General features: G+C 71.5%; 15 protein-coding genes. 10 read left to right on the forward strand and 5 right to left on the reverse strand.

Annotation, left to right across the window (positions count from 1 at the left end; all coding sequences use genetic code 11):
* Positions 1–30: 30 nt before the first annotated feature.
* Positions 31–813 carry a TVP38/TMEM64 family protein gene (locus ACZ4WQ_RS30155; protein WP_468022581.1) on the reverse strand — a complete coding sequence of 261 codons (783 nt, stop codon included), beginning with the start codon at positions 811–813 and terminating at the stop codon, positions 31–33.
* 372 nt (positions 814–1,185) lie between these two features.
* On the opposite strand from ACZ4WQ_RS30155, the gene tuf reads away from it, so the two are divergent.
* Together tuf and ACZ4WQ_RS30165 are read left to right on the forward strand one after the other, a co-directional pair.
* On the forward strand, positions 1,186–2,367 hold the full coding sequence (tuf, locus tag ACZ4WQ_RS30160; RefSeq protein WP_468022582.1) for an elongation factor Tu: 1,182 nt from the start codon (positions 1,186–1,188) through the stop codon (positions 2,365–2,367).
* 65 nt (positions 2,368–2,432) lie between these two features.
* Complete coding sequence (locus ACZ4WQ_RS30165) at positions 2,433–3,278, forward strand: spermidine synthase (RefSeq protein WP_311729525.1); 846 nt, start codon at positions 2,433–2,435, stop codon at positions 3,276–3,278.
* Here the strand turns inward: ACZ4WQ_RS30165 and ACZ4WQ_RS30170 are convergent.
* A complete protein-coding gene (locus ACZ4WQ_RS30170) occupies positions 3,265–4,611 on the reverse strand; it encodes an MFS transporter (protein ID WP_398373151.1) in 1,347 nt (448 codons plus the stop codon). The two genes, ACZ4WQ_RS30165 and ACZ4WQ_RS30170, sit on opposite strands and share 14 nt — an antisense overlap.
* A 91-nt stretch (positions 4,612–4,702) precedes the next feature.
* Entirely contained in the window at positions 4,703–5,566 is an 864-nt protein-coding gene (locus ACZ4WQ_RS30175) for a DUF8017 domain-containing protein (RefSeq protein WP_311729523.1), read from the reverse strand.
* A 511-nt stretch (positions 5,567–6,077) separates the two neighbouring features.
* Between ACZ4WQ_RS30175 and ACZ4WQ_RS30180 the strand changes: the two genes are divergently transcribed.
* Complete coding sequence (locus tag ACZ4WQ_RS30180; RefSeq protein WP_311729522.1) at positions 6,078–6,740, forward strand: DedA family protein; 663 nt, start codon at positions 6,078–6,080, stop codon at positions 6,738–6,740.
* A gap of 19 nt (positions 6,741–6,759) precedes the next feature.
* Here ACZ4WQ_RS30180 and ACZ4WQ_RS30185 read toward each other — a convergent pair whose 3' ends face one another.
* Complete coding sequence (locus tag ACZ4WQ_RS30185; protein WP_385346281.1) at positions 6,760–7,314, reverse strand: gamma carbonic anhydrase family protein; 555 nt, start codon at positions 7,312–7,314, stop codon at positions 6,760–6,762.
* A 160-nt stretch (positions 7,315–7,474) separates the two neighbouring features.
* Between ACZ4WQ_RS30185 and ACZ4WQ_RS30190 the strand changes: the two genes are divergently transcribed.
* Positions 7,475–8,047, forward strand: coding sequence for a helix-turn-helix domain-containing protein (locus ACZ4WQ_RS30190; RefSeq protein ID WP_385346282.1), 573 nt, complete (start codon positions 7,475–7,477; stop codon positions 8,045–8,047).
* Positions 8,048–8,110: 63 nt separating this feature from the next.
* The gene (locus tag ACZ4WQ_RS30195) at positions 8,111–8,665 is read left to right on the forward strand and encodes a YbaK/EbsC family protein (protein WP_385346284.1); all 555 of its coding nucleotides are present in this window, start codon (positions 8,111–8,113) and stop codon (positions 8,663–8,665) included.
* A gap of 59 nt (positions 8,666–8,724) precedes the next feature.
* On the opposite strand, the gene ACZ4WQ_RS30200 is transcribed toward ACZ4WQ_RS30195, so the two are convergent.
* Entirely contained in the window at positions 8,725–9,132 is a 408-nt protein-coding gene (locus tag ACZ4WQ_RS30200) for a CoA-binding protein (protein ID WP_311729604.1), read from the reverse strand.
* 117 nt (positions 9,133–9,249) lie between these two features.
* On the opposite strand from ACZ4WQ_RS30200, the gene ACZ4WQ_RS30205 reads away from it, so the two are divergent.
* The 5 genes from ACZ4WQ_RS30205 to ACZ4WQ_RS30225 all read left to right on the forward strand — a co-directional run bounded on the left by ACZ4WQ_RS30205 (position 9,250) and on the right by ACZ4WQ_RS30225 (position 16,081).
* The gene (locus ACZ4WQ_RS30205; protein WP_311729518.1) at positions 9,250–9,888 is read left to right on the forward strand and encodes a YigZ family protein; all 639 of its coding nucleotides are present in this window, start codon (positions 9,250–9,252) and stop codon (positions 9,886–9,888) included.
* Between the two features lie 173 nt (positions 9,889–10,061).
* The gene (locus ACZ4WQ_RS30210) at positions 10,062–10,496 is read left to right on the forward strand and encodes an SseB family protein (RefSeq protein ID WP_311729517.1); all 435 of its coding nucleotides are present in this window, start codon (positions 10,062–10,064) and stop codon (positions 10,494–10,496) included.
* Positions 10,493–11,134 (forward strand): hypothetical protein, encoded by a 642-nt coding sequence (locus ACZ4WQ_RS30215; RefSeq protein ID WP_311729516.1) that lies wholly within the window; start codon positions 10,493–10,495, stop codon positions 11,132–11,134. Before ACZ4WQ_RS30210 ends, ACZ4WQ_RS30215 begins: the two co-directional genes overlap by 4 nt.
* A gap of 103 nt (positions 11,135–11,237) precedes the next feature.
* A complete protein-coding gene (locus tag ACZ4WQ_RS30220) occupies positions 11,238–15,881 on the forward strand; it encodes a putative T7SS-secreted protein (protein WP_398373158.1) in 4,644 nt (1,547 codons plus the stop codon).
* The gene (locus ACZ4WQ_RS30225) at positions 15,878–16,081 is read left to right on the forward strand and encodes a hypothetical protein (protein WP_385346291.1); all 204 of its coding nucleotides are present in this window, start codon (positions 15,878–15,880) and stop codon (positions 16,079–16,081) included. Before ACZ4WQ_RS30220 ends, ACZ4WQ_RS30225 begins: the two co-directional genes overlap by 4 nt.
* Positions 16,082–16,169: the final 88 nt, after the last annotated feature.

Raw genomic sequence — 16,169 nt, forward strand, 5'->3', positions numbered from 1 at the left:
GCAGCGTACCGTCCCCGGGTAAGAGGCCTACTAAGGCCCTTGCCTTCCGGCCATGGACGGACCCGGTTCGGCCGGTGTCGGCTCGGCGCGGGCGGTGTCCTGAACCGTTTCGCGTGTGCCGCCCAGCCGGCCCCGCCTGCGCCAGGCCATGGCGCATCCCACGAGCGCGGGCACCGCGATACAGGCCAGCGCGGCCAGGAACACCGGCGAGGTCGGGGTGGTGGCACGGCTGCCCGCCACCGCGTACGCGGCGGTGTTCGGCACACTGCCGAGGGCGGTCGCCAGCAGGAACGGGACCCAGCCCATCCGTGACACGGCGGCGCAGTAGTTCGCGGCGGCGAACGGTACGCCCGGGAACAGCCGGATCGCCAGCATGGACCGGAAACCGTGCCGGCTCAGCTGCCGGTCGGCCGCCACCAGCCAGCGGGCGCGCAGCAGCGGCCGCAGCGCGTCCTGGCCCAGCAGCCTGCCCAGACCGAAGGAGATCCCGGCGCCGAGCACCGTCCCGGCCACCGCGGCGGCCAGCCCGGCCGAGGCCCCGAACAGCGCGCCCGCCGCCAGGTTCAGCAGCGGCCGCGGCACCAGGGCCGCGGCACACCCCCCGTACGCGAGCGCGAAGATCACCGCGGCCGTGCCGCCGGACAGCTGCGGCGGCCACCCCTCGGCCAGCAGCCGGTGCGGCTGCCACGCCCAGACCGCGCCGGCGGCGCCCGCCAGCAACACCACCAGCAGGCACAGGCGCAGCCGCGGCGAGAGCAGCGCACGGGCGCGGCGCTCGGCCGGTGTGGCGGGCGGGGCGGCGACATCCAGCATCGAAGGAGCGTATCCGAAGCGGTCCTTGGGCGGCTCCGCGGCCGTCCACCAGACGGTCGGCCGCCGTTCGTCGCCGGGCCCGGCGACGAAGAACCAGGCGAGGAAAAACCATTCGACGGGCGCCCCGCGATACGCGACGATCAGCGGTATGTTCCGGCAGTCCTTCCTCGTGACGACGTCCGCAGTCGCGGACGCGCCGAAGGCTGCCGTCCTTCAGGTCGCACCTCCGATCGCCGCATGCGCGTCCGCCTGCGTCGACGGCGCCCGACTCTGACCCTCCTCGGACACCTCCGACGGGACCCCGCCAGGGGAGGGTCGGTCCGGCCCTGGGGTCCTCCTTTCAGCGTCGCTGTTCCGAGGAGGAACGGATCCATGTCCAAGCAGGCCTATCTGCGCACCAAGCCGCATCTGAACATCGGCACCATCGGCCATGTCGACCACGGCAAGACCACGTTGACCGCCGCCATCACCAAGGTCCTCAGCGAGCGCGGCGCCGGCGGCACCTACGTCCCCTTCGACCGCATCGACCGCGCTCCGGAGGAGGCGGCGCGCGGCATCACCATCAACATCGCGCACGTCGAGTACGAGACGGACACGCGCCACTACGCGCACGTCGACATGCCCGGCCACGCCGACTTCATCAAGAACATGGTGACGGGTGCGGCCCAGCTCGACGGCGCGATCCTGGTCGTCTCGGCGCTCGACGGCGTCATGCCGCAGACCGCCGAGCATGTGCTGCTCGCCCGTCAGGTCGGCGTCGACCACATCGTGGTCGCCCTCAACAAGGCCGACGCGGGCGACTCCGAACTCACCGACCTGGTCGAGCTGGAGGTGCGCGAGCTGCTGTCCGCGCACGGCTACCCCGGCGAGACCACCCCCGTCGTACGGGTCTCCGGGCTGCGCGCGCTGGCCGGGGACCCGCGCTGGACCGGCTCCATCGAGGCCCTGCTCGACGCGGTCGACACCTATGTGCCGATGCCGGTGCGCTACACCGACGCCCCGTTCCTGCTCCCGGTGGAGAACGTCCTGACCATCACCGGGCGCGGCACGGTCGTCACCGGCGCCGTCGAGCGCGGCACGGTCCGCGTCGGCGACCGCGTGGAGGTGCTCGGCGCCGACACCACCACGGTGGTCACGGGCGTCGAGACGTTCGGCAAGCCGATGGAGTTCGCCGAGGCCGGGGACAACGTGGCCCTGCTTCTGCGCGGCGTCGCGCGGGACGCGGTGCGCCGCGGCCATGTGGTCGCCGCCCCCGGCAGCGTGGTGCCCCGGCGGCGCTTCACCGCGCGGGTGTATGTGCTGTCGGCGGCGGAGGGCGGCCGGCGCACACCGCTGTCCACCGGCTACCGTCCGCAGTTCTACATCCGCACGGCCGATGTGGTCGGCGATGTCGACCTCGGCGTGATGGGCGTGGCCCGGCCCGGTGACACCGTCACCATGGACATCGAGCTCGGGCACGCGCTGCCGCTGGAGTCCGGCCTGGGCTTCGCGATCCGCGAGGGCGGCCGCACGGTGGGCGCGGGCACGGTGACCGCGGTCGCTGACCAGAGTTGAGAACACGGCCGCCACGGCGCACCGGGGCGGCCGGAGCCGCGCGTTCCACGCGGCACAATATGAGCGTGGACGAGCCGATACCCGTGATCAGGGACGTGGACCGGGGCACCGCCAAGCTGATGCCGGACGTGGACCGGCCGCGCGCCTGGCTGCTCACGGTGGACGGCTCCCCCCAGTCGTATGTCGACCTGGACGACCCCACCCACCTGGAGTTCGAGTACGCGCGGCGGCTCGCGCACGTCCTGGAGCTCACCGGTGCCCCGGGCACCCCGCTGGACGTGCTGCACCTGGGCGGCGGCGCGCTGACCCTGCCGCGCTTCGTGGCGGCCGTCCGCCCCGGTTCGCGGCAGGAGGTGATCGAGGCCGACGGCGGGCTGCTCGATCTGGTCGCCGAGCGGCTGCCGCTGCCCGCCGCCGCCGGGATCGCGGTGCGCCGGGCGGACGCCCGTACCGCGCTGGAGGCCGCTCCCGGCGCGTCGGCCGATGTGATCGTGGCCGATGTGTTCGGCGGCTCGCGCGTCCCCGCGCACCTCACCTCCGTCGAGTACGCGCGCGCCGCCGCCCGGGCGCTGCGGCCGGGCGGCCACTACGCGGCCAACCTCGCCGACGGCGCGCCCTTCACCTTCCTCCGCTCCCAAGTGGCCACGCTCCAGGCGGCCTTCGCCCAGGTGTGCCTGATCGCGGAGCCCGCGGTGCTGCGCGGCCGCCGGTTCGGCAACGCGGTGCTGGTGGCCTCGGACCGCGAACTCCCGATCGACGGCCTGGCGCGCCGCACCGCCGCCGACACCTTCCCCGCGCGGGTCGAGCACGGCGCGGCGCTGGAGCGCTTCGTCCGAGGGGCCGCGCCCGTACGGGACGTGGACGCGGTGCCCTCGCCCGAGCCGCCGGGCGGCGCCTTCAGTATCGGCTGACCGGCTCCGTCCCGTCCGGCTCCCTGCCGTCCGGCTGTGTCCCGTCCGGCCGCGTCCCGTCCGGCTCGCCGGGGCCGCCCTCCGCGACGGGCGCGGGCCCGGCGGTGCGCCGCCGCAGCTGCCGTACGTCCGGCACCGCCAGCACGGCCAGGGTCAGCAGCACGATCAGCACCGAGCACCCCCACAGCGCGGCGGTGCGGCCGAAGGCGCTCTCGGCCGGTCCGGCGAGCGCCGTGGCGATCGGGACCATGGACACCGAGCCGAACCAGTCGTACGCGGCGACCCGCGACAGCTTGTCCTCGGGTATCTCCTGGTGCAGCGCGGTCATCCAGGACACGCCGAACACCTCGATGGAGACCCCGCCGACGAACATCACCGCGCACAGCGCGGGGACGGGCAGCGGGACGGCGAGCGCGGCCGACGGAAGGGCGAACGGGAACACGCACACCGTGCCGACCAGCAGCAGCCGCCGTGGCTTCCAGCGCGTCATCAGCAGCCCGCCCAGCACGGTTCCCGCGCCGTACGCGGCGAGCGCGAGCCCCCAGGGGCGCGCGCCACCCAGGTGTTCCTCGGCGACCAGCGGCCCGTACACCGCCTCGGCCGCCGCCACCACGGCGTTGACCACCGAGAACTGCACCACGATGCCCCACAGCCAGGCCCGGCTCGCCACCTCCCGCCAGCCGTCGCGCAGATCCCGCAGCAGCCCGCCGCTCTCGCGCTTGGCCACGTGGTCGACGTCGAGGAAGGCCCGCAGGAGGCCCGCGAGGGCGAAGGCGGCGGCGTCGACGGCCAGGACCCAGCCGGGGCCGAAGGCCGCGATGAGCGCGCCGCCGAGCGCCGCGCCGCCGATCTGCGCGCCGTGCGTGCCCATCCGGAACACCGCGAAGGCGCGGCTGGCCTGTTCGCCGTCCACGCTGGAGAGCAGCATGCCCTCGGCGGCGGGGGAGAAGAACGCCTGCCCGGTGCCGCCGAGCGCGGAGAGCAGGGCCATCTGCCACAGCCGTGCCTCGCCGGACAGCACGAGCGCGGCGAAGGCGGCCTGGGACAGGCAGTTGAGGGTGTTGGCCGCGACCATCACGCGGTGGCGCGGCAGCCGGTCCGCGATCGCGCCGCCGATCAGCAGGAAGACGACGAGCGGGACGGTGCGCGCCGCGGCGACGAGGCCCACGTCGCCGCCGTCCCCGCCGGCCTCCAGGACCGCGAACGCCGCCGCGATCAGGGCTCCGGCGTTGCCGAGGCCCGTCACCACGGCGGCGGCGGTCAGCAGGCTGTAGTTGCGGCCGGCCCAGGCGGGGCGGTGTGGTCGCCGGCGTGCGGTTGAAGGGGTAGTCACCAGCGGACTATCCCCGGGGGCGAGCCCCGACGCCAAGCGGATTTCAGCCGGATCGGCCCGGAAGCCGAATCGACGGGGGAGCCGGACCGGCTCAGGAGGTGGACTTCAGTGGCCGCAGCGTGCTCATGATCTTCTTGATGGTCTCGTCCGGGACCTCGTCCTTGACGCCCTTCGCCGCGTAGAGGACCCAGGTCGCGAAGTCGCCGTTGATGTCCGTGTACGTGACGGTGAAGGACTTGCCGTCCGACGAGCACTTGTCGGTCTTCTTCACACCCGTGACGGTGGCCGAGGAGGAGTAGCCCGTGATGCCGTGGTCACTGGTGAACTTCTTCGGCTTGGTGTACTTGAAGGTGCCGGTCTTCTCCTGGTCGAAGACGGCGTAGACCCAGTTGAGCGCCTCGTTCTTGGCGGCCTCGGCCTGGGTCTTGGCGCCCTGGGCGCCCTTGGTGCCCGTTCCGGCCAGGGGGCTGGAGCCGGTGAGGCCGGTCTTCTTGTCCTTGACCGTGCAGTTCTCCTTCTTGTAGTAGGCGGGGCCGGTCATCGAGATGATCGGCTTGCCGTCCTTGGAGTACGAGCTCAAGGTGTCGGGCGACGCCACATACCAGCCCGCGGGGACGTCGAAGGCGTCGTGCCGCTTGGGGTTGACGACCGTCTTCCAGCCGGGGACGACCGGCTTGGCGGTCACGCCCGCGCGCGGGTTGTCCTCCTCGTCGCCGCCGCCGTCCTGAGCGGGTGAGCTCGCGGAGGAGGGCGCGGTGGCGGAGGGCTTCTTGTCGGTCTTCGCCTCGTCCTTTTTGCTGTCGTCCTTGTTCAGCACGAACACGGCGGTCACCCCGGCGGCCGCGACCACCGCCACCGCCGCGACGACGGCGATGACGGCCGTGCGGTTCTTCTTCCGCGGCGGCTCCGGCGGGCCGGGCTGCGCGGCGGGGCCGCCCCAGGCCTGCGTGGGCATGCCATACGCCGGCTGCGGCTGCCCCTGCGGTGGGTACTGCCCCTGCGGCGGCTGTGGCTGCGGGGCCGGTGGCTGTGGCGGCTGGGGTTGCTGCGGCTGCCCTTGCTGGGGCTGCTGATAAGGATTCGGCTGGTGGTAACCCGGCTGCTGGTACGGGTTCGGCTGGTGATACCCCGGCTGCTGATAGGGGTTCGGATCTTGCGGATTCGGCTCGCCCCCGGGCGGCTGCTGTCCTGGCCACATGGCCAGTAACCATAAGGGGGACCAGGGGCGACGGCTATGGCCACCCCTCGGTGCGACCGGCTCTCGCACGCCGCGCCGCTCACCGGGAACCGGGACGGCCCCGCAGACCATCTCCAGGGGAGGGAGCGTCGCGGAGAGCGCGGCGCCCTCATGATCATCAGTGTGGCCTGTGCGATGTGGCGAGCCCGCGCTGATTGAGTAGGCTTCCCGGCGTGCGCCGAATCGGCGCACGCCGGGAAAAGTCCGGCCGTCTGGGGAGGAACCGGCGTTGCATATCGAGGAATGGCTCGAGACCGTACCCGCGGTCAGCGTCTATCTGCTGGTCGGCTTGGTCATCGGCCTGGAGAGCCTGGGTATCCCGCTCCCCGGGGAGATCATTCTCGTCAGCGCGAGCCTGCTGGCGGCCTCCCAGGACCATATCGATCCATACATTCTGGGCGCCTCTGCCGTCGCGGGCGCCATCATCGGCGACTCGATCGGCTATCTCATCGGCCGGAAGGGCGGCCAGCCGCTGCTGAACTGGCTGGGCCGGAAATTCCCCAAGCACTTCAGCGCCGAGCACGTGGCCACCGCCGAGCGATACTTCCACAAGTGGGGCATGTGGGCGGTCTTCGTGGGCCGCTTCATCGCGCTGCTGCGCATCTTCGCCGGCCCGCTCGCCGGATGCCTGCGCATGCCCTACTGGAAGTTCCTGATCGCCAACGTGCTGGGCGGCATCGTCTGGGCGGGCGGCACCACCGCGGTCATCTACTCGGTCGGCAAGGTCGCCGAGGACTGGCTCAAGCGCTTCTCCTGGCTGGGCCTGGTGGCGGCGCTGCTCTTCGGCCTCGGCTCGATGCTCGTGATGAAGCGGCGCGCGAAGAAGGCCGAGGCGGCCAAGCGCGCCGAGTCCGGGGCGGCCGAGCCGGAGCCCGTCCCGGCCGCCGACTGACCCCGCCCGCCCGGTCCGCTCAGGCCCGCCGCTCCCGGTCCTCGCGCTCCAGCACGGCGTCACGGTGGTGGCGGGCCAGCTCCGTATAGCCCGCCGCGTTCGCCCGGATCCCCTCCCGCTCCTCCTCGGTCAGCTCCCGCCTGACCTTCGCGGGCACCCCCGCGACCAGCGAGCCCGGCGGCACCTGCATCCCCTGCGGGACCAGCGCCTGCGCGGCCACCAGGGAGCCGGCGCCGACCCGGGCGCCGTTGAGGACGGTGGCGCCCATGCCGACCAGCACATCGTCCTCGATGACACAGCCGTGCAGCACCGCGTTGTGGCCCACCGACACCCGCTCGCCGACGGTGGCCGGGAACCCCGGATCGGCGTGCACCGTGCAGTTGTCCTGGATGTTGCTCCCGGCCCCCACGCTGATCGCCTCGGTGTCGCCGCGCAGCACCGCGTGATACCAGACGCTCGCCCCGGCGCCCAGCGCCACATCGCCGATCACCACGGACGTCGGGGCGGTGAACGCCTCCGGGTCGACCTTCGGCTCCTTGCCGCCCACACCCGCGATCAACGCCCGCTCGGCCATGGCCCACTCCCTGGTGTCATCCGTCGCCGCCGCACCGTACGGCGCTGAGTGGCACGGTAGCCGCGGGAGGCCCGCCGTACAGTGTGATGGACGTTGGAGTGCACCACACCGCAGTTCGGTTTGCTCGACTCCATCATTCAGAATATTGGACGGACGGATCGTGACGGACCTCGACCAGCTCACCCGGGCCCTCGCCCGCAACCTCAGACGCCGGCGCAATGAGCGCGGTTTCACGCTCGACGCCCTCGCGGCCCGCTCCGGGGTCAGCCGCGGCATGATCATCCAGATCGAGCAGGCCCGTACCAACCCGAGCGTCGGCACCACGGTCAAGCTCGCCGACGCGCTCGGGGTGGGCATCACCACCCTGCTCGACCAGGAGCGCGGCCCCCGGGTCCAGCTGGTATCCGCGGGCCAGGCGGTGCGGATGTGGTCCACCGACGCCGGCAGCCACAGCACCCTCCTGGTCGGCGCGGAGGCGCACGGCCCGCTGGAGATGTGGGAGTGGCGGCTGATGCCGGGCGAGGGCAGCGCGTCGGACCCGCATCCGTCCGGCACCTACGAACTGCTGCACGTCACGGCGGGCGAGGCCATCCTGACCGTCGGCGACGAGACCTATCCGGTGCCGGCCGGCTCCTCGGCGGCCTTCGAGGCGAGCGTCCCCCACGGCTACCGCAACGACGGCACGGAGCCGGTGGTGATGACCATGACCGTCTCGGTGCCCCCGGCGCGCTGAGGCTCCGGTCCGCGAGCCGTGCGGGCGGCGGATCGGCCCCGGACGCGCTGCTAACTTGACCACATGAGTACGCCGATGGACGCCTTCGACGATGCCCGTCCCGCCGTCGAATGCCTTGACCTGCTGACCGCGCCGGTGGCCGACGCCCTGCGCGCCTGGCGCGGCCCGCTGCCCGTGGAGCAGGTGCTGTACGTGGACACGGACCCGGACATGGCCGACACGGCCGCCATCGTGGATCACTACGGGGCCTGGCTGCTGGAGCAGTCCGCGAACTGTGTGGTGGTCGCGGGCAAGCGGGGCGGAGAGGTGACCCTCGCCGCGTGCGTGGTCCTCTCCCACACCCGCGTGGACGTGAACGGCGCGGCGCGCCGCCGGCTCGGCGCCCGCAAGGCCTCGTTCGCGCCGATGGAGACGGCGCTCGGGGAGACCGGCATGGAGTTCGGCGGCGTCACCCCGATCGGCCTGCCCGCCGGCTGGCCGCTCCTGATCGACGCGGCCGTCGCCGACACCCCGAACGTCCTCATCGGCAGCGGCAGCCGCCGCGGCAAGCTCATCCTGCCGGGCAAGGCGCTCGCCGCGCTGCCGGGAGCGGAGGTCCTGGAGGGCCTCGGGGTCTGAGCCCCGGGCGCCGGACCGCCGCTTCGGTGGCGGTCCGGCGAGGGGCAGCCGCCGCGGGGTCAGGCCAGCCGGGGGATCTCGATGGCGGGGCAGTGGTTCATCACCATGGCGAGCCCCGCGCCGCGGGTGCGCTCGTACGCCGCCTCGTCGACCACCCCCAGCTGGAACCACACCGCCTTGGCGCCGATGGCCACGGCCTCGTCGGCGACCTGGCCCGCGAGCTCGCTGTTGACGAACACGTCCACGACGTCCACCGCGAAGGGGATGTCGGACAGCGACGCGTACCCCTGCTCCCCGTGCACCGTCTCGGCCTTCGGGTGCACGGGGACGATCCGCTTGCCGTACCGCTGGAGCACCTCCGCGACCCGGTACGCCGCGCGCGACTGGTTCGAGGAGAGCCCCACCACCGCCCAGGTGTCACCGAGCTCGGTGAGGATCTCGCGGATCTCCGCCGGATCGCCGTACACGCTTGCCTCCTGCTTGGACATCGTCTGGCCGGATGGTCATCTGCGTTCGGCAACGAACACGGGCCCCGGGCCATTCCCCCCGGCGATCTCCGAAAGCCGAAGGCATAGGGTGGTCCGATGCAGGAGCGGTACCGGACGGTCGCGCGCGCGGGCGTGCACGAGATCGAGATCAACAGATCGCGCTTCCTCTGCTCCCTCGCGCCCGCCGCGACCGAGCACGAGGCCCAGGAGTTCATCCGGCGCGTCCGCGACGAGCACCCCTCCGCCACCCACAACTGCTACGCCTATGTCATCGGCGCCGACGGCGGCGTCCAGAAGGCGAGCGACGACGGGGAGCCGGGCGGCACGGCGGGGGTGCCGATGCTCCAGATGCTGCTGCGCCGGGAGATGCGTTACGTCGTGGCCGTCGTCACCCGCTACTACGGCGGCGTGAAGCTCGGCGCGGGCGGGCTGATCCGCGCCTACGGCGGCGCGGTCGGCGAGGCCCTGGACGCGCTGGGCACCGTCACCCGGCAGCGGTTCCGGCTGGCGACCGTCACCGTCGGCCACGAGCGGGCCGGACGGCTCGAGAACGACCTGCGGGCCACCGGACGCGCGGTGCGCGGCGTGCGCTACGCCGAGGCGGTGACCATCGAGCTGGGGCTCCCCGACGCGGACGTCGACGCCTTCCGCGGCTGGCTGGCGGACGTCACCGCGGGCACCGCCGCCCTCGAACTGGGCGGCGAGGCGTACCAGGACGCCGCCCCGGGTGACTGAGACATCGTTTGTACGAGGTTTGCAACAGTGGACGACGCGACCCCTGATCATGGGATCCTACGAGGGTACGGTGACCTGGGATGTCGTTGATGCACACAGCTGGTGAACACAGCTGGTGAACACAGTTGGTGCACACAGCTGATGAACACAGGTGACACGGGAACGGGGGGCCCATGGAACTGGCAGAGCACATAGCCGCGGTGCGCGCGGGTGCGGGTGATCCCGCCGCGATGGTCGGCGAGTTCCGGCGCACGGCCGTCCTGGTGCCGGTGGCCGATGACGGTTTCATGACGGCCGAGTACGGCGGCATCCGCTGGATCTACGCCTTCACCGACGAGTCCGCGCTGGCCCGGTTCGCCACCGCGCGCGGCTCCGCCCCGGGCCAGGAGTGGGAGTACGCCGCCGTGCTCGGCGCGCGGCTGCTGGATGTGATGGTTCCGGAGATGGGCCGCCCCGCGGGCGTCGCGGTGGACGTGGCGGACGAGGACGGGTCGATGATGTTCCCGCCGGTGCGGGGGATCGTCCCGGACGAGGTCGCGGTGGACATGGACGACGACGGGGCCGACGGCGGAGTCGGCGGCGAGCGGGCACAGGGGGCCGGACAGTGAGCAACGACGGGGATCTCAATGTCGGCAAGGAGTCCGTGGACCTGATCACCAAGGGTCTGCGGGCGGCGATCGGCGAACTCAAGGACGTCGGGGACAACACCGGCGCGCTTCAGGGCTCCGGGTTCTCGGACATGACGATGTCCAAGATGGAGGCCGGGGGCAAGGGCCTGGCCGATGCCTTCGAGGGGTTCTGCGACCGCTGGGAGTGGGGCGTCCGGGCGCTCGTCCAGGACGCGAACGAGATAGCCAACCGGCTGGGCCTGGCCGCGGGTCTGATGTGGGAAGAGGACCAGTACTGGGGCAACACCCTGAAGGTGACCGTGAACGCCCTCTCGCCGACCGGGAATCCGCACCTGACGGAGGAAGAGGTCGCGCAGCAGGGCTGGGGCGACATCTTCACCCCCGACATGCCGGACTACAGCGCGGCGTCCTGGGAGCGGGCCGGTGACGAGATGGGTCAGACCTGGAAGGACACCGGGCGCGCCCTGCTCACCGAGGGCAACGGCGGAATGCGCACCGACATGATGAACGACCTGCTCGGGATCGACGACCAGCAGTTCAACCAGCAGCTGGACGAGACCTTCGGGCCCTCTCCCGAGGAGCGCGCCCGGCAGCAGGAGCAGCAAGAGGGACAGTAGCGGCCGCTGCCCGCGGTACGACACGGGACACAGGACGGCACAGCAACACGACAGCCAAGGCAAGGCGGCTGGCACATCCACGCTGATCGGGGGATAAGCGTCCATGGGGCTTGGGGATTTCGTTCCGGACTCGTTGGAGGACTGGGTCGAGGACCGGGTGGAGGACGTCGGTGAGGCCATCGACGTCGCCGGTGACTGGACGGCGGACCGGCTGGACGATGTCGGCTGGGAGAGCGGTGCGGACTGGGTCCGGGAGAAGACCGACTCGGCGGCGAACGCGCTGGGCGCGGATGTCGACGAGATGCAGTTGGGCGAGTCCGAGGATCCCAAGAAGCTGGTGCACGGCAGCCCGGAGAAACTGCGCTCGACCGCGAACCATCTGAAGGACTTCCAGACCGCGTTCGACAATGTGGGCAAGGGGTTGCAGGGGCTGGACGCCGCTCATCTCAAGGGCAAGTCGGCGGATGCTTTTCGGGAGAGTGTGTCGGTCGAGCCGAAGAAGTGGTTCACGGCCGCGGACGCGTGCGAGAAGGCGGCCGGGGCGCTGGAGAACTTCGCGGGAACGGTGCACTGGGCTCAGAAGCAGGCCGAGACCGCGATCGCGCGTTACAAGAAGGGCAAGAAGGCGTCGGACGACGCGCGGTCGGCGCACAACGACAAGGTGTCGGCGTACAACACGGCGGTGGACGCGTACAACGCGAAGCCGTCGGACAAGCGTGACAAGTCGACACTGCCGGAGAAGCCGGGGGAGTTCCATGACCCGGGGACGGCGGATGTCCAGGCCGCGCAGGACATTCTGAAGGAGGCGCGGCGGCAGCGGAACGAGGCGCAGACGACCTCGAAGGCGGCGGTGGAGACGGCGCGTGACAAGGCGCCGGCCAAGCCCTCGTACGCCAGGCAGCTGATGGACGGTGTGAACGGGCTGAACCTGGACGCGTCGCATTTCGTGGGCGGCATCGTCAAGGGGACCGTCGGCATCGCCAGCTTCGCCCGGCAGCTCAACCCCCTGGATCCGTACAACATCACCCACCCCGCGGAGTACGTCACCAGTCTCAACAACACGGCCGCCGGTCTGGTGCGTGTGGCCAACGACCCGTGGGGGACGTTGGGCGGCATGTGGGACACCTTCCAGAAGGACCCGGGTGAGGGGATCGGCCGGCTGGTGCCGGAGCTGATCGGCACCAAGGGCCTGGGCGGTGTCAAGAAGGCCATGGGTCTCGGCAGGCGGGCGGCGGAGGTGAAGCCGCCCGGCCGCGCCCATCTGAACGAGAACGGTCCTGAGGGACCGTCGACGCCCAACCGGAAGAAGGAGAAGGAAGGTTCGGACCCGATCGACTTCGCCACGGGCCGGATGTTCCTGCCGCAGCGGGATGTCGCCCTGCCCGGCGTGCTGCCGCTGGTGTTCCGGCGTCAGGTCGAGTCGGGCTACACGGCGGGCCGGTGGTTCGGCCCGTCGTGGGCGAGCACGGCCGACCAGCACCTGGAGATCGGCCCGGAGGGTGTGATCTTCGTCTGCGAGGACGGACGGCTGCTCGACTATCCGCACCCGGCGCCCGACCTGCCCACCCTGCCGAAGGCGGGGGTCGCGCGCTGGCCGTTGGAGCGCTCGCCGGAGGGGGACGCGTACACCGTCACCGACACCGACGCCGGCCTCACCTACCTCTTCACCGCGCCTCGGGACGGTGCCGACGGGATCGCGCCGATCGAGGAGATCCGCGACCGCAACGGCAACCGGATCGCCTTCCACCACGCCCCCGACGGCACGCCCACGGACATCGTCCACTCGGCGGGCTACCACCTGAAGTTCACCACCGAGGGCGGCCGGATCACCGCCCTGTGCCTGTCCGGCGCCGCGTCCGACGGCTCGGATCTGACGCTGGTGCGCTATGGCTACACCGACGGCAACCTCACCGAGGTCATCAACTCCTCCGGTCTGCCGCTGCGGTTCGAGTACGACGACGAGCGCCGGGTGATCTCCTGGACGGACACCAACGACCGCCGCTACGACTACGTCTACGACAACCGCCACCGCTGCATCGCCGAGGGCGGCACCGAAGGCCATGTCTCCATCCGGGTCGACTACCACGGCGTCGACCAGCGCACCGGCCACCGCATCACCACCGTCACCACGGCCGCAGGCCACACGATGAAGCACCTGGTCAACGACGCGTGCCAGGTCGTCGGCCGGATCGACCAGATGGGCGCCCGCACCCACACCGAGTACGACCGCTACGGCCGAATGCTGGCCCACACCGACGCACTTGGCCGCCGTACGGAATACCGCTACAGCGAATCCGGCCGCCTGGTCGCCCTCACCCGCCCCGACGGCGAACAGTCGCACGCCACCTACAACGACCTGGGGCTGCTGACCACGTTCACCAGCGTGGACGGGGCTTTGTGGATCCAGGAGTACGACGAGCGCGGCAACCGCGTCGCCACCACGGATCCCACGGGGAACATCGCCCGGTACACCCACGACGAGCTGGGCCGTCTGGCATCGGTCGGCAACGCCCTGGGCGAGATCACCCGGGTGAGCTGCGACTCCGCGGGCCTGCCGGTGGAGATCACCGATCCCCTCGGCGCGGTCACCGCCTACCGCCGGGACGCGTTCGGCCGCCCCGTCGCCATGGTCGACCCGCTCGGCGCCACGACCCGCCTGGAGTGGTCGGTCGAGGGCAAGCTGCTGCGCCGCACCCATCCCGACGGCGCCCAGGAGACCTGGACGTATGACGGCGAGGGCAACTGCACCAACCACGTCGACGAGACAGGTGGGGTGACCTCGTACGAGTACACCCACTTCGACCTGCTCGCCGCCGAGACCCACCCGGACGGCGCGCGCTACGAGTTCGAGCACGACGCGGAGCTGCGCCTCACCAAGGTCACCAACCCCAAGGGGCTCACCTGGAGTTATGAGTACGACCCGGCGGGACGGCTGATATCCGAAACCGACTTCGACGACCGTACACCGCGCTATGAGCACGACGCTGCGGGGCAGATGGTCGCGCGGATCACCCCGCTGGGCGTGCGTATCGCCTACACGCGCGATGTGCTGGGCCGCGTCGTCGCCAAGGACGCCGACGGCCTGACCACCACCTACGCCTACGACCCGGCCGGACGTCTGGTCTCGGCCGCGGGCCCGGACGCCGAGATCGTCCTCCAGCGGGACCGAATGGGCCGTGTGAAGTGCGAGATGGCGGACGGGCGCGTGCTGACGCACAAGTACGACGCCCTGGGCCGCCGCATCCGCCGGACCACCCCCGGCGGCGCCACCACCACCTACGCGTACGACGCGGCGGGCCACCGCACCACTCTCACCGCCTCCGGCCGCACCCTCGCGTTCGAACACGACGCCTCCGGACGTGAGATCGCCCGCCATGTCGGGGGCGGCCTGTCCCTGTCCCAGGCCTGGGATCCGGCGGGCCGCCTGGCCGAGCAGGCCTTGACCGGGCCCTCGGCCGGAACGGTGCAGCGCCGCGCCTACACCTACCGGGCCGACGGCCATCTGGTCGGCGTCGAGGACCAGTTACGCGGCCACCGCTCCTTCGAGCTGGACGCGATGGGCCGGGTCACCGCCGTTCACGCCAGGCGGTGGAGCGAGACCTACGCCTACGACCAGGCGGGCAACCAGACCCACGCCACGTGGCCCGCCAAGCACCCCGGCGCCGACGCGACCGGCGAGCGCGCGTACACCGGCACCCGCATCACCCGCGCGGGCCGCGTCCGCTACGAACACGACGCGGCGGGCCGGGTCACCCTGCGGCAGAAGAACCGCCTGTCGAAGAAGCCGGACACCTGGCGCTACGCGTGGGACGCCGAGGACCATCTGACCTCCGTGACCACCCCTGACGGCACGGTGTGGCGCTACCTCTACGACCCCCTCGGCCGCCGCACCGCCAAGCAGCGACTGGCCGCCGACGGCGAGACGGTTCTGGAGCGGACCGACTTCACCTGGGACGGCGCCACCCTCGCCGAGCAGACCACCACCGTCCCGGGCGGCTCCGACCTGGTGACCCTGACCTGGGACCACGACGGGACACGGCCTCTCGCACAGTCCGAGCGCATCACGGACACCACCGGGCAGCGCGAGGTCGACCGGCGCTTCTTCGCCATCGTCACCGACCTGGTCGGCACCCCGTCCGAACTCGTCGACGAGACAGGGGATATCGCCTGGCGTACCCGCACCACGCTGTGGGGCACCACGACCTGGGCCCGCGGCAGCACCGCGTACACCCCGCTGCGCTTCCCGGGCCAGTACTACGACCCCGAAAGTGGCCTCCACTACAACCTCCACCGCTACTACGATCCCGAGACCGCCCGCTACACCGCCCCGGATCCACTCGGCCTGGAGCCCGCCCCCAACCCGGTCGCCTACGTCCGAAACCCTCACACCTGGACCGACCCGCTGGGACTGAGCCCCGACTACGAGAAGGAGGGCGATGGAAAGAACGACAGCGGAGGGAACAACGGGGGAGACAGCGGCGGAGACAACGGGGGAACGAACCAGCGCGATGTGCACGGGCAGCTCCGGCGCGGCCAGCGGGGAGTGGACGTCGACCACGTATGGGGCAACGGGACCATGTACTTCCAGGAGGACGGCCAGATCGTGAAGGTCCTGGACAACGGAAACGGCACCTACGACATCGTGGTACGTGACATGGGCAACCCCAGCGGAGCTCCGACGACGACCATGAAGGACGCCACCGCGCGGTATGTTCAGAACCAGATCGACAAAGGGCGGTGGGAATGACGACGGAAGGCGGCGGCTCCGGAAAGCTGGAGCGACTCCGCTGCTGCTTCTGCGGCACGGACACCGAGGGCGCGGAGGACTACGTCCTGCTGACGCTGGAGTCCGACGCGGCCCCGACGCGTCAGTACCTGGGCGCTCATGCCGCGTGCATGAACCGCGTCCTCGCCAAGGGTTTCAGTGTCGAGGTTCACCTGATGTGAGGCCGGCACCGCCCGGGTGAAAACCGAGGTGTGCGACAAGTGGGGCACCCGGCGGGGATAACGTAGGGCGGGCCGGGCACGGTGGGTC

Source organism: Streptomyces sp. NPDC028305, assembly GCF_055569495.1.

Excerpts from the sequence above, each read along its gene's own strand:
- ACZ4WQ_RS30155 (WP_468022581.1), bottom strand. The coding sequence starts at position 813 with ATGCTGGATGTCGCCGCCCCGCCCGCCACACCGGCCGAGCGCCGCGCC.
- tuf (WP_468022582.1), top strand. The coding sequence starts at position 1,186 with ATGTCCAAGCAGGCCTATCTGCGCACCAAGCCGCATCTGAACATCGGC.
- ACZ4WQ_RS30175 (WP_311729523.1), bottom strand. The coding sequence starts at position 5,566 with ATGCCCACGCAGGCCTGGGGCGGCCCCGCCGCGCAGCCCGGCCCGCCG.
- ACZ4WQ_RS30185 (WP_385346281.1), bottom strand. The coding sequence starts at position 7,314 with ATGGCCGAGCGGGCGTTGATCGCGGGTGTGGGCGGCAAGGAGCCGAAG.
- ACZ4WQ_RS30195 (WP_385346284.1), top strand. The coding sequence starts at position 8,111 with ATGAGTACGCCGATGGACGCCTTCGACGATGCCCGTCCCGCCGTCGAA.
- ACZ4WQ_RS30205 (WP_311729518.1), top strand. The coding sequence starts at position 9,250 with ATGCAGGAGCGGTACCGGACGGTCGCGCGCGCGGGCGTGCACGAGATC.
- ACZ4WQ_RS30210 (WP_311729517.1), top strand. The coding sequence starts at position 10,062 with ATGGAACTGGCAGAGCACATAGCCGCGGTGCGCGCGGGTGCGGGTGAT.
- ACZ4WQ_RS30220 (WP_398373158.1), top strand. The coding sequence starts at position 11,238 with ATGGGGCTTGGGGATTTCGTTCCGGACTCGTTGGAGGACTGGGTCGAG.
- ACZ4WQ_RS30225 (WP_385346291.1), top strand. The coding sequence starts at position 15,878 with ATGACGACGGAAGGCGGCGGCTCCGGAAAGCTGGAGCGACTCCGCTGC.